The organism is Streptomyces griseoruber (assembly GCF_001514205.1).
Taxonomy (GTDB): domain Bacteria; phylum Actinomycetota; class Actinomycetes; order Streptomycetales; family Streptomycetaceae; genus Streptomyces; species Streptomyces griseoruber.
In genome coordinates this window covers 21,671-34,295 of the sequence record NZ_KQ948786.1, presented here as the reverse complement: position 1 = coordinate 34,295, position 12,625 = coordinate 21,671, and the positions used below count along the sequence as shown (strand labels likewise).

Annotated in this window: 12 protein-coding genes; 9 read left to right on the top strand and 3 right to left on the bottom strand. The window is 69.5% G+C overall.

Annotation, left to right across the window (positions count from 1 at the left end):
• Positions 1–50: 50 nt before the first annotated feature.
• Positions 51–1,310: a tyrosine-protein phosphatase gene (locus tag AQJ64_RS40720; RefSeq protein ID WP_055638352.1), complete on the top strand. Its 1,260-nt coding sequence runs from the start codon at positions 51–53 to the stop codon at positions 1,308–1,310.
• A gap of 66 nt (positions 1,311–1,376) precedes the next feature.
• On the opposite strand, the gene AQJ64_RS40715 is transcribed toward AQJ64_RS40720, so the two are convergent.
• Positions 1,377–2,570, bottom strand: coding sequence for an RtcB family protein (locus AQJ64_RS40715; RefSeq protein ID WP_059203461.1), 1,194 nt, complete (start codon positions 2,568–2,570; stop codon positions 1,377–1,379).
• Between the two features lie 221 nt (positions 2,571–2,791).
• Between AQJ64_RS40715 and AQJ64_RS40710 the strand changes: the two genes are divergently transcribed.
• The 3 genes from AQJ64_RS40710 (at position 2,792) to AQJ64_RS40700 (ending at position 6,078) form a co-directional block, all read left to right on the top strand.
• Positions 2,792–3,628: a hypothetical protein gene (locus AQJ64_RS40710; protein ID WP_059203460.1), complete on the top strand. Its 837-nt coding sequence runs from the start codon at positions 2,792–2,794 to the stop codon at positions 3,626–3,628.
• Positions 3,629–3,746: 118 nt separating this feature from the next.
• Positions 3,747–4,712 carry a hypothetical protein gene (locus AQJ64_RS40705; protein ID WP_059203459.1) on the top strand — a complete coding sequence of 322 codons (966 nt, stop codon included), beginning with the start codon at positions 3,747–3,749 and terminating at the stop codon, positions 4,710–4,712.
• A 73-nt stretch (positions 4,713–4,785) separates the two neighbouring features.
• Positions 4,786–6,078 carry a DUF2637 domain-containing protein gene (locus AQJ64_RS40700; protein WP_079062238.1) on the top strand — a complete coding sequence of 431 codons (1,293 nt, stop codon included), beginning with the start codon at positions 4,786–4,788 and terminating at the stop codon, positions 6,076–6,078.
• A 57-nt stretch (positions 6,079–6,135) separates the two neighbouring features.
• On the opposite strand, the gene lysS is transcribed toward AQJ64_RS40700, so the two are convergent.
• On the bottom strand, positions 6,136–7,881 hold the full coding sequence (gene lysS / locus AQJ64_RS40695; protein WP_055636856.1) for a lysine--tRNA ligase: 1,746 nt from the start codon (positions 7,879–7,881) through the stop codon (positions 6,136–6,138).
• A gap of 139 nt (positions 7,882–8,020) precedes the next feature.
• On the opposite strand from lysS, the gene argS reads away from it, so the two are divergent.
• On the top strand, positions 8,021–9,784 hold the full coding sequence (gene argS, locus AQJ64_RS40690) for an arginine--tRNA ligase (RefSeq protein WP_055636857.1): 1,764 nt from the start codon (positions 8,021–8,023) through the stop codon (positions 9,782–9,784).
• 108 nt (positions 9,785–9,892) lie between these two features.
• Positions 9,893–10,303, top strand: a complete 411-nt coding sequence (locus tag AQJ64_RS40685; protein WP_055636858.1) for a VOC family protein — start codon at positions 9,893–9,895, stop codon at positions 10,301–10,303.
• Here AQJ64_RS40685 and AQJ64_RS40680 read toward each other — a convergent pair.
• The gene (locus AQJ64_RS40680) at positions 10,300–10,701 is read right to left on the bottom strand and encodes an ATP-binding protein (RefSeq protein WP_055636859.1); all 402 of its coding nucleotides are present in this window, start codon (positions 10,699–10,701) and stop codon (positions 10,300–10,302) included. The two genes, AQJ64_RS40685 and AQJ64_RS40680, sit on opposite strands and share 4 nt — an antisense overlap.
• A gap of 112 nt (positions 10,702–10,813) precedes the next feature.
• On the opposite strand from AQJ64_RS40680, the gene AQJ64_RS40675 reads away from it, so the two are divergent.
• The 3 genes from AQJ64_RS40675 to AQJ64_RS40665 are packed head-to-tail and all read left to right on the top strand — an operon-like array spanning position 10,814 to position 12,624.
• Positions 10,814–11,620 (top strand): helix-turn-helix domain-containing protein, encoded by an 807-nt coding sequence (locus tag AQJ64_RS40675; RefSeq protein ID WP_059203458.1) that lies wholly within the window; start codon positions 10,814–10,816, stop codon positions 11,618–11,620.
• On the top strand, positions 11,617–11,802 hold the full coding sequence (locus AQJ64_RS40670; RefSeq protein WP_059203457.1) for a DUF397 domain-containing protein: 186 nt from the start codon (positions 11,617–11,619) through the stop codon (positions 11,800–11,802). Before AQJ64_RS40675 ends, AQJ64_RS40670 begins: the two co-directional genes overlap by 4 nt.
• Before the next feature lie 36 nt (positions 11,803–11,838).
• Positions 11,839–12,624 (top strand): DUF4253 domain-containing protein, encoded by a 786-nt coding sequence (locus AQJ64_RS40665; protein ID WP_055637492.1) that lies wholly within the window; start codon positions 11,839–11,841, stop codon positions 12,622–12,624.
• Position 12,625: the final 1 nt, after the last annotated feature.

The window sequence follows — 12,625 nt, the reverse complement described above, 5'->3', positions numbered from 1 at the left end:
ACACCAGTTCGCCCCCACCCGGTTCCGGACCGTCCGCATAGAGTCACGCCGTGGACAGACACCTCGCGTTCGACAAGCTGCGCAACTTCCGCGACCTGGGCGGCTACCGCACCGCCGACGGCCTCCGTATCCGCCCCGGCCGGCTCTACCGCGCGGACTCCCTGGGCAAGCTGACGAAGGACACCCCGGACTGGCACCGCTTCCTGTCCCTGTCCGTGGCCACCGTGATCGACCTCCGCCACCCCTGGGAGGCCGACACCTCGGGCCGCGTCCCGACGGACCCCTCCTTCGCCTACCACAACCTCAGCATCGAACACCGCCCCTACAACCAGGCGGCGTTGACCCAGGACGTGGACCCCGCCTCCTACCTCTCCGCCCGCTACACGGAGGTGGCGGAGGACGGCACGAAGGAGATCGCGGCAGCCCTCGAACTGATCGCGGACGCCGGGGCGGCCCCGCTGGCCTTCCACTGCGCCTCGGGCAAGGACCGCACGGGCCAGCTCGCGGCCCTGGTCCTGGCCCTCCTGGGCGTCCCCGACGAGACGATCGTCTTCGACTTCACCCTGACGGAACTGGCGGCCCCGGCCCTGCTCGCCGACTGGCAGGCCCGCAACGAGGGCCGCTCCCCCGCCTGGCCGGCCTTCGGGAGGGCCCCCGGGTCGACGATGCGCCTGTTCCTGAAGTCCCTGCGGTCGCGGTACGGCTCGGTGGAGTCCTACGTGACGAACGCCCTGGGCCTGAACGCGGAGACCCTCTCGGACGCCCTCCGCGCTCACCTCCTCGAACCGCTCCCCACCACCTGGCCGGATCCGACCCACCGCAGGGCGACCCCGGCGGACGCCCCCCTCCTGGTCCGCCTCCGCGACACCTGCGCCCTCTGGCAACTCGCCCACGGCATCGACCAGTGGAAGCCGGGCGAGAAGGACGAGACCCACTTCCGCGACCGCATGCAGGACGGCGAGGTCTGGCTCACCCACACCGCCGGCTCCCTGACCGGCGCCTACGAACTCTGGTGGGACGACCCCGCCGCCTGGGGCCCCCGCCCACCCGACGCCGGCTACGTCCACCGCCTGATGACCACCCCGTACACGGCACCCCCGGCAACGGGCCGCACCCTCCTGACCCACGCCGAGTCCCGCATCGCCGCAACGGGCCGCCCCTACGCCCGCCTGGACTGCCTCTCCTCCAACCCCCGCCTGCGCTCGTACTACGAGTCGGCGGGCTACACGGTCGTGGGCGAACAACGCGCGAAGGACGGCGGCACGGGCAGCCCGTACGCGGTGACACTCCTGGAGAAACGACTCTCCTGAACCCACACGGGTGAACGTCATCCTGACGGCCAGTCGGCGGGCGAACCGGCGATCCAGCCTCGCCCGTCAGCCCTTCACGCAGACGAACTGCTTCAGCTTCGCCACGACCTCCACCAGATCACGCTGCTGCTGCATGACCTGGTCGATGTTCTTGTACGCGCCGGGGATCTCGTCCACCACTCCGGAGTCCTTGCGGCACTCGACGCCCCGCGTCTGTTCCTCCAGGTCCTTCACCGTGAAGCGCCGCTTCGCCGCGTTCCGGCTCATGCGGCGACCCGCACCGTGGGACGCCGAGTTGAAGGCCTTCTCGTTCCCGAGCCCCTTCACGATGTACGAGCTGGTCCCCATGGATCCGGGAATGATCCCGTACTCGCCGGACCCCGCCCGGATCGCACCTTTGCGGGTGACGAGAAGGTCCATACCCTCGTACCGCTCCTCGCTCACGTAGTTGTGGTGGCAGGAGATCTCCGGCTCGAAGATCGGCTTCGCCTTCCTGAACTCCTTGCAGATCACGTCCTTCAGAAGAGCCATCATGATCGCGCGGTTGTTCTTGGCGTACTCCTGCGCCCAGTAGAGGTCGTTACGGTATGCGGCCATCTGCGGAGTGTCCGAAACGAACACCGCCAGGTCGCGGTCGACCAGCCCCTGGTTGTGCGGGAGCTTCTGAGCCACGCCGATGTGGTGTTCGGCAAGCTCCTTGCCGATGTTCCGAGAACCCGAGTGCAGCATGAGCCAGACCGCACTCGACTGATCGAGGCAGATTTCAATCATGTGGTTGCCGGATCCGAGCGTCCCCATCTGCTTCGAAGCCCGCTCCCGCCGGAACTTGACCGCCTCGGCCACTCCGTCGAACCGCCCCCAGAAGTCGTCCCACCCCCCGGTCCCGAACCCGTGCAGCCCACCCGGATCCACGGGGTCGTCATGCATCCCCCGCCCCACCGGAATCGCCTGCTCGATCTTCGAGCGCAGTCGGGACAGGTCCCCCGGCAGGTCATTGGCCGTCAGGGAGGTCTTCACCGCGGACATCCCGCAGCCGATGTCCACGCCCACCGCCGCCGGGCAGACCGCGCCCTGCATCGCGATGACCGACCCGACCGTCGCACCCTTGCCGTAGTGGACGTCCGGCATCACGGCCAGGCCCTTGATCCACGGCAGGGTGGCGACGTTGCGCAGCTGCTGGAGTGCCACGTCCTCCACCGACGCCGGGTCGGTCCACATCCGGATCGGTACCTTCGCACCCGGCATTTCCACGTATGACATATCGTCCCCAATCCCCCGGATACACAACAGAAGTCTCAAGTCGCAAAACCGGCGCCAAGATCAACGAATAGGACATCGGACCGGCGTTCACGGTGTTGCGTGCGATACACATTGTCTGCTGGGGCCGCCCCCGTCCGGCAAGCGATTAAGCAGCGGGGACACTGGACCAAGATCACCGCGATCGCCGCGATCACCACGCGAACCGTCGAGAGGAGCCGACCGTGCACCGGAAGGCCTACGTTTCCGGCATCGCCGCACTCCTCGCGGTGCTGCTGGCCGGCTGCACCGGCAGTTCGGACAAGGGCGGTTCCACGGACGACTCCAACCCCGGCGAGGCCGGCACCGCCTCGGCCGCCGCGCAGCCCGGCAAGTACACGACCCTCCCCGAGGCCTGCAGCGCCGTCGGCCGCTCCACGCTCGACTCCCTGCTGCCCGGTATCAAGGAACTCACCGACGAGCAGCAGCGCGAGACCGCCTACGAGGGCGAGGCGACGCTGACGTTCGACACGGACCGCAAGGTCGGCTGCCGTTGGAAGGTGCAGTCGGCGGACGCCACGGACCACCTCTTCGTCGACCTCGAACGCGTCGTCTCCTACGACAACTCCGTCAGCGACGACGACGAGGCCCAGGAGTTGTTCGCGAAGAAGGTCACCGCCGCCGACCTCCCGGAGCCCACGGCCTCCGAGTCCGGCACGGAGACCCCTTCCGCCACGTCGTCCCCCTCCGCCGGTTCCTCCGGTTCCGCCTCCTCCTCCGCGTCGCCCTCGACCTCCGGCTCCGGCTCCGCGAGCTCCTCCCCCTCCTCCACCCCCACCGACCTCCAGCCGCGCCTGCTGGACGACCTCGGTGACGAGGCGTTCGTCGACGACGTGCTCAGCAGCTCGGGTTCCACGGTCAAACAGCGCACGGTGACTGTGGCGTTCCGCACGTCCAACGTCATCGTGACCATCGAGTACGAGGAGCAGCCGGCGACGGTCGGAACCGTCCCGGACAGCAAGGAAATGCAGGACAAGGCCCGGAAACTGGCTTCTCAGCTGGCCGACTCCCTGGCTGGATAGCGGCCTTCGGCGTCGGCCCCCGGCGGGTCCGCAAAGCGGGTGAAGCGGAACCGCACAGCTGTCTCACCGCGTACCGTGGCCCCTCGGACCAGATCCGACCGCAGGAACCACGAGCGTCATGAGTGAAGGAACCATGCAGCGACGAGCCCAGCGAGACGACCAGTTTGCCCAGCGCGCCACCCGCACGGGAGGCCTGAACCGCGTCCTGGCCGCCGCTCTCGCGGTGCCGGTGATGGTGTTCGCCGCGGCGTGCTCCTCGGACTCCGGCTCGGACTCGGGCTCGGCCGGCGGCTCCGCCTCCGCTGCGGACGGCGCGCAGGGCGCGGGCGGCTCCGGCGACACCGCCGCGAGCTCCGCCCCCGCCGTCGAGGCGGCCGCGTACGCGACGCTGCCGAGCGCCTGCAAGGTGCTGTCGAAGAAGACGCTGACGGACCTGGTGCCCAAGGGCACGTCCTCCGCCAAGGAGGGCGATTCCTCCGACACCGGCGCCCGCGCCAGCTGCTCCTGGTCGAGTCTGGACAACAACGGGGTGAAGGGCTCGCAGTTCCGCTGGCTCAATGTCTCGCTGCTGCGGTTCGAGTCGGACGCGGCGACCGGTGACGCCGAGTCGCAGGCGCAGACGTACTACGCGAAGCAGGTCAAGACCGCCCAGACGGTGACGGACGCCAAGAACGCCAAGACGGAGACCGTCACCGGGACCGGCGATCAGGCGACGGTGGTGCGGTACGACCTGAAGAAGAAGGAAGGCGCCTTCAAGCAGCAGACGGTCGTGGCCCGGGTCGAGAACGTCGTCATCACGCTCGACTACAACGGCGCCGGTCTGGCCGGCGAGAAGACGCCCAGCGCCGACACCCTGACGGCGTCGGCGAAGAAGGCCGCCCAGGAGGTCGTCGCGGCGGTCAGGTCCGCCAACGGCGAGGGCAGCGGCGGCGGTTCGGCCGCGACGACGAGCCCGTCGCCCTCCGCGTCGGCGTCGAAGTCCGCGTCCGCGACCCCGAAGCCGACGGCGACGAAGTCCGCTTCGGCGGTCTCCAAGGCGACGGCGTCCAGGGCTTCGTCCAAGGCCTCGTCCAAGAAGAGCTGACAGCCGGACACGCGTCCGCCGTACACATGTGCCACCCTGTTGCGCGCAACAACACGCAAGGGGAGGGGAGTAGGTGTCCGCGCCAATCCAGCTGACTCGGATGCACCGCGTTCTCATCGGCGTGGTCGTGACCGGCGCCGTGATCATCGCCGGCATCGGCTTCGCCGGCTCGTACGCGGCCGTGCGCGAGCTGGCTCTGCAAAAAGGATTCGGGAACTTCTCCTATGTGTTCCCGATCGGCATCGACGCGGGTATCTGCGTCCTGCTCGCCCTGGATCTGCTGCTGACCTGGATCCGGATCCCGTTCCCCCTGCTGCGGCAGACGGCGTGGCTGCTGACGGCGGCCACGATCGCCTTCAACGGCGCGGCCGCCTGGCCGGACCCGCTGGGCACGGGCATGCACGCGGTGATCCCGATCCTGTTCGTGGTCGCGGTCGAGGCCGCCCGGCACGCGATCGGCCGGATCGCCGACATCACCGCGGACAAGCACATGGAGGGCGTCCGCATCACGCGCTGGCTGCTCTCCCCGGTCCCCACGTTCCTCCTCTGGCGCCGTATGAAGCTCTGGGAGCTGCGCTCCTACGACCAGGTGATCAAGCTGGAGCAGGAACGTCTCGTCTACCAGGCCCGCCTGCGCTCCCGCTTCGGCCGCGCCTGGCGCCGCAAGGCCCCGGTGGAGTCCCTGATGCCGCTGCGCCTGGCCCGCTACGGGGTCCCCCTCGCGGAAACGGCCCCCGCGGGCCTGGCCGCGGCAGGCATAGAACCGGCGGTACTCCCTCCGGCCCCGCAGCACCAGGAGCTGCCGGCCGCCCCGGTGGCGGCGGCACCTCCCGGCGAGCGGCGCGCGTACCCCGGCGGCGACCAGAACGCGGTGCAACGCTTCTACGAAGCCCAGCCGGAGCCCGCCCCCACCCCCGACCAGAGCCCCTGGTTCCAGACGCCTCCGCAAGAGGTCGAGTACCACGGCGGCTACGACCCCAACTACGACCCTTCCGAGCAGTACGCCCAGTGGTACGAGCAGGAGCAGCAGGCCACCGAGTACCGCGAGCAGTACGAGGAGGAGCCCCCGGCCCCCGAGCAGGAACCGGCCCCGGAGGAGACCGGCACGTTCCCCATCCCGGTGGGCCCCGGCGGCCGCACCCGTGAGCTGGGCGAGGGCGGCGGCTACGAGCCGGACGAGGACGCGTACTACCAGGTCTTCCGTGAGTCGATCAAGGGCGGCAACGGAGCGCCGACCCCCAAGGGGTTCATCGTCGACGTCGAGGCGATCTACGGCATCACGCTCCCCGAGGCCGAGGCCAAGCGCATGGTGAACCGCTTCTCCAACCGTCTCAACGCGGAAATGGCGGACGAGCACATCGCGTAGGAGCGCACATGAGAAAGCGCCCGCTGCCCCGAGGCAGCGGGCGCTTTCCTCACGGCGTCACTCGCCGAGCAGGCCCCGCACCCGCTCCTGCCCCACCGCGAGCAGCAGCGTGGGCAGCCGGGGACCGGTGTCGCGGCCGACGAGCAGGTGGTAGAGCAGCGCGAAGAACGTCCGCTGGGCGGTCTTGATCTCCGGCGGCAGTTCCTTGGGCGTGGCGTCGGCCGGGAACCCGGCCTGGACCTTCGGGACGCCGTAGACGAGGTGGGTCAGTCCGTCGAGCGACCAGTGCTCGGCGAGTCCGTCGAGCAGCAGCCGCAGGGACTGCTGGGACGCCTCGTCGAGGGACTTCAGCAGTTCGGCGTCGGGCTGCTCGCGCACGACGGTCCGCTGGTCGGCGGGGACGTGCGTGTTGATCCAGGCCTCGGCCTTGTCGTAGCGCGGGCGGGCCTCGTCGAGGGCGGTGAGCGGGTCGGAGGGGTCGAGTTCGCTCAGGATGCGCAGCGCCTGGTCCTCGTGTCCGGCGGTGATGTCCGCGACGGACGCGAGCGTCCGGTACGGCAGCGCGCGCGCCGTCCTCGGCAGCTCACCGCCGGCGGTCCCGACCGCACGGGAGTGGGCGGCCACGTCCGCCGGGAGGGCGGAACCCTCGGCGACCTTGGCGTCGAGCTTGTCCCACTCGTCGTAGAGGCGCTGGATCTCCTGGTCGAAGGCGATCTTGAAGGACTGGTTGGGGCGGCGGCGGGCGTAGAGCCAGCGCAGGAGCTGCGGCTCCATGATCCTCAGCGCGTCGGCGGGCGTGGGCACGCCGCCCCGAGAGGAGGACATCTTGGCCATGCCGGTGATGCCGACGAAGGCGTACATGGGCCCGATGGGCTGCTTGCCGCCGAAGATGCCGACGATCTGGCCGCCGACCTGGAAGGAGGAGCCGGGCGAGGAGTGGTCGACGCCCGAGGGCTCGAAGATCACGCCCTCGTAGGCCCAGCGCATGGGCCAGTCGACCTTCCAGACGAGCTTGCCGCGGTTGAACTCGTTCAGCCGGACGGTCTCGGAGAAGCCGCAGGCGGTGCAGGAGTAGGTCAGCTCGGTGGAGTCGTCGTCGTAGGCGGTGACGGTGGTCAGGTCCTTCTCGCAGTTGCCGCAGTACGGCTTGTACGGGAAGTACCCGATGGACCCGGCGCCGGAGCTGCCGTCGTCCTCGCTCGCGGCCCCGGAGCCCTCGGCGGCCTCCAGCTCGGCCTCGTCGACGGGCTTCTGCGACTGCTTGGCGGGCGCCTTCTTCGTGCGGTACTGGTCGAGGATCGCGTCGATCTCGGCCCGGTGCGTGACGGCGTGCAGGACCTGGTCCCGGTAGACGCCGGCCGTGTACTGCGCGGTCTGGCTGATCCCGTCGAACTCCACGCCCAGCTCACCGAGCGAGGCGACCATCGCGGCCTTGAAGTGCTCGGCCCAGTTCGGGTACGCCGACCCGGCCGGTGCGGGCACCGAGGTCAGCGGCTTGCCGATGTGCTCGGCCCAGGACTCGTCCACCCCGGCGATGCCGGCCGGCACCTTGCGGTAGCGGTCGTAGTCGTCCCAGGAGATCAGGTGGCGGACCTGGTGGCCGCGGCGCCGGATCTCGTCGGCGACGAGGTGGGGGGTCATGACCTCGCGGAGGTTGCCCAGGTGGATGGGGCCCGAGGGCGAGAGGCCGGAGGCGACGACCACAGGTTTGCCGGGGGCCCGACGCTCCGACTCCTCGATGACCTCGTCCGCGAAACGGGAGACCCAGTCGGTGGTCTCGGTGCTCTGAGCCACGATCGGCACGTCCTTCTTTACTGAACGGGTGACGCTACGGGTGACGCTCCATTGTCACAGACCGTGTCCCGACCGGGAAAACGGCTTTACCCCCCATGGGATACTGAGGGGACGATCCATTCCCACGAGGAGAACGGCACCCCTTCCTATGGCCTCGGTCACGTCCCTCAGCGACTCCGTCCAGCAGCGCCTCGCGGCGGCACTCTCGGCTGCCCTGCCGGAGGCCGGTTCCGCCGACCCGCTGCTGCGCCGAAGCGACCGGGCCGACTTCCAGGCCAACGGGATGCTGGCGCTCGCGAAGAAGGCGAAGGCGAACCCGCGGGAGCTGGCGACGCAGGTCGTCTCCCACATCACCACCGGCGCGGACCTGATCCAGGACGTCGAGGTCTCCGGCCCCGGCTTCCTCAACATCACGCTCGCGGACCGGGCCATCACCCAGAACCTGGCCGCGCGGTACGCGGACGGCGACCGGCTCGGCGTACCGGCCAAGGCGGACCCGGGCATCACGGTCATCGACTACGCCCAGCCGAACGTGGCCAAGGAGATGCACGTCGGCCATCTGCGCTCGGCGGTGATCGGCGACGCCCTGCGCGGCATGCTCGACTTCACCGGCGAGCAGACGATCGGCCGGCACCACATCGGCGACTGGGGCACCCAGTTCGGCATGCTCATCCAGTACCTGATCGAGAACCCGGACGCGCTGTCCGGGGAGACCGACACGGACGGCGAGCAGGCCATGTCGAACCTGAACCGGGTCTACAAGGCCTCGCGTGCGGTCTTCGACGCGGACGAGGACTTCAAGGAGCGGGCGCGCAAGAGGGTGGTGGCCCTCCAGTCCGGCGACAAGGAGACCCTCGACTTCTGGCAGCGGTTCGTGGACGAGTCGAAGGTCTACTTCTACTCGGTCTTCGAGAAGCTCGACATGGAGATCCGCGACGACGAGATCGTCGGCGAGTCGGCGTACAACGACGGTATGCCCGAGACGGCGCGGCTGCTGGAGGAGACGGGTGTCGCGGTCCGCTCGGAGGGCGCGCTCGTCGTGTTCTTCGACGACATCCGGGGCAAGGACGACCAGCCGGTCCCGCTGATCGTGCAGAAGGCCGACGGCGGCTTCGGCTACGCGGCCTCCGACCTCACCGCGATCCGCAACCGGGTCCAGGACCTGCACGCCACGTCCCTGATCTACGTCGTGGACGTCCGGCAGTCGCTGCACTTCAAGATGGTCTTCGAGACGGCGCGGCGGGCGGGCTGGCTCACCGACGACGTCACCGCGCACAACATGGGCTACGGCACGGTGCTGGGCGCGGACGGCAAGCCGTTCAAGACCCGTGAGGGCGAGACCGTACGGCTGGAGGACCTGCTGGACGAGGCGGTGCAGCGGGCCGCCGAGGTCGTCCGGGAGAAGGCGCAGGACCTCACCGAGGACGAGATCCGGGAGCGGGCCGCCCAGGTCGGCATCGGCGCCGTGAAGTACGCGGACCTGTCGACGTCGGCCAACCGCGACTACAAGTTCGACCTGGACCAGATGGTCTCGCTGAACGGCGACACCTCCGTCTACCTCCAGTACGCGTACGCCCGTATCCAGTCGATCCTCCGCAAGGCGGGAGACGTACGGCCGGCCGCGCATCCGGAGCTGGAACTGCACCCGGCGGAGCGGGCGCTGGGCCTGCACCTGGACGCGTTCGGCGACCTGGTCTTCGAGGCGGCGGCGGAGTACGCCCCGCACAAGGTGGCGGCGTACCTGTACCAGCTGGCGTCGCTGTTCACTTCGTTCTACGACAAGTGCCCGGTGATCAAGCCGCAGCCGCCGAAGGACGTGGCGGAGAACCGCCTCCTCCTGTGCGATGTCACGGCCCGCACGCTGCACCAGGGCATGGCCCTGCTGGGCATCCGGACGCCCGAGAGGCTCTGAGCGTCCATCGCTCCTGCTCCCGTTCGGCGCCGGTCAGCAGCTGACCGGCGCCGACCCAGGCGCCGTAGAGCCCGCCCAGGGCGGCTTGTCCTGTGGCAAGATCGCGGGATGCTGAGACTGACCGACTTCATCATCGACTGCCCGGACACGATGAAGCTGGCTGCTTTCTACTCCGGGGTGACGGGCCGTCCGATCAAGGAAGGCAGTTCCGAGGACTGGGCCGGCATCCAGTTCGGCGAGATCGAGCTGGCATTCATCCGGGTGGACGACTACCGCGCTCCGCAGTGGCCCGACAGCGAGCACCCCAAGCAGTTCCACCTCGACTTCGAAGTGGACGACATCGAGTCCGAGCAGCGCCGCGTCCTGGACCTCGGCGCCACGCTGAGGCAGGACTTCATCGGCCCCAACGGCTACGGCTGGCGGATCTACACCGACCCGATCGGCCATCCCTTCTGCCTCTGCCGCAACAAGGGCGTCACCTGGACCGACGAGGGCCCGATCTGGCCCAAGCGCGACTAGGGTCCGGCGAACTCGCACCACACCGCCTTGCCTAGCCCGCGTTCCCGAACCCCCCAATCGTCACTCAGCGCGGCCACCAGCAGCAGTCCCCGCCCGCCTTCACCCTCCGGCTCGACCACCCGGGGCATCCCCGGCCCGCTGTCGTGGACCTCGATGCGCAACGCCCGGCCGTCGTACCGCAGGAACAGCAGGAACTGACGGCCGGGCGGTACGCCGTGCAGCAGCGCGTTCGTCACCAGCTCGCTGACACACAGCAGCACGTCGTCGGCCCGCTCGGTCCCGGCGAGCCCCCACCCGGCGAGGGTTTCCGACGCGAACCGTCGCGCGTCCGGCACGGAACGCCGCTCACGCCGGAAGAACCTCTCGCACAGGGGCGGGAGTTGAATCGTCTCGTTCACGGGACAAGAGTCACGGAAAGTGACTACCGTTGAGCAGCGAGTGAACCCGTACAGATTTTTTGTACGGGTCGCCACCGGGTCGGGCACGGGCAAGCGGGGGGATGGCAGCACCATGAGCCAGCGCAAGAAGAACCTCTCCACCATGAAGATGCTGGGCAGACAGCTCGGCACGGCCCGGCGCGGGGCGGGCCTGACCCAGATCGGCCTCGCCGGACTCGTCCGGGTCGACGAGGAGACCATCGCGTCGATCGAGCAGGGCCGACGTGCGCTGAAGCCGGACCTGGCGGCGCTGCTGGACGAAGTCCTGGACACGAAGGGGATGTTGGCGACGGGGGTGGCCAACCTTCCCGAGATCGACCAGTTCCCGCTGTGGGCCGAGCTGTACATGGAGCACGAGCGGGAGGCGATCGCGCTGTCCTGGTACGACAACGCGGTCCTGCCGGGCCTCCTCCAGAACGAGCCGTACGTCCGGGCCGTACTGCGCAACAGGGTTCCGGCGTACGACGAGGACGAGATCGAGACGTACACGGCCCTCCGGCTGGACCGCCAGGAGATCCTGCGCCGGAAGAACCCGCCTACCTTGAGTTTCGTGGTGTGGGAGCCGGTGCTGTACATGGAGATCGGGGACCGGTCGGCACAGCTTCGGTATCTGCGGGAACTGGCTGAACTGCCGTGTGTGTCGTTGCAGTTCCTGCCAATGAGCAGTCCGTGTCACGCCGGACTCGATGGTCCCTTCACCCTGCTGGAGACCCCTGATCACCATCACCTGGCCTACGCCGAGGGCCAACGCGGCAGCCAGTGGGTTTCCGACGCAGATGAGGTGTCCATCCTGGCGCGCAAGTATGCGATGCTGCGAACACAGGCCCTGACCACCCAGGATTCGGTGGGCCTGCTCGACCGCCTGCTAGGAGAGCAATGAGCGCCGAAGCCCTGAAGTGGTTCAAGTCGAGCTACAGCGGCAGCGAAGGCGGCCAGTGCCTCGAAGTCGCCCTCACCCCCTCCGCCATCCACATCCGCGACTCCAAGCACGCCCCCCACAGCGGCCCCGCCCTCCAGCTCGCCCCCGCCGCCTGGGCCGGGTTCACCGCCGCCCTCAAGTAGACCCCGTTGTCAGTGGCTGCCCCTACAGTCACCGGCATGGCGACTCTTCCCAACCCGCTGCCCAAGCTGGCCTCCGATCCGAGCGGTCGTTCGCTGGGGCTTCAACTGCCGCCGGGGCGGCTGATCGACGCGACGGACGAGGGGCCGTGGCACGAGCCGCTCCTGTGGCATGCGGAGCGGCCGGCCGCGCCGGGCAACTGGGCGGCGCTGGGGGCGCGTTCGGGGCGGGCGGGGCTGCTGCCGGTCCTCGTCGACCTGGGTGGGCCGCAGGGCGGTCCGGACGAGTGGGAGCTGATGCCGGGGGAGGTGTCCTACCCGGGCGACCATGACGCCGAGGAGGTCCTCGCAGAGTACTGGGCGGAGGTCGCCGCGGAGGGCGAGGAGTGGCCGGGACCGGCCGCGAGCCCGGCGCTGACCTCCGATCCGGACACCCGTGCCGCGCAGATCGCCGACTCCCTGTCCGGCGAAGGCCGTTCCTGGTTCCGCACCCCGCATCTCGCGCTCGTCCCGGCCCGCCGCAGCGCGGACGTGCCCACGGCCGTCGGCTGGAGCGGCCCGGCCAACTACGAGGGCGACACCGCCCGTCTGTCGGCGGTCCTGCGCTCCTGGGAGGACCGCTTCGGCATACGGGTCGTGGGGCTCGGCTTCGACGTCCTGGTGCTGTCCGTCGCCGCCCCGCCCACCACGGTGGCGGAGGCGCGGGCGGTGACCGCCGAGCACTTCGCGTTCTGCCCGGACACCATCACGCAGGGCCCGGGATCGCCGGAGTCCTACGCCGATCAGCTCGTCGGAGAGCACATCTGGTCGTTCTGGTGGGACTGAG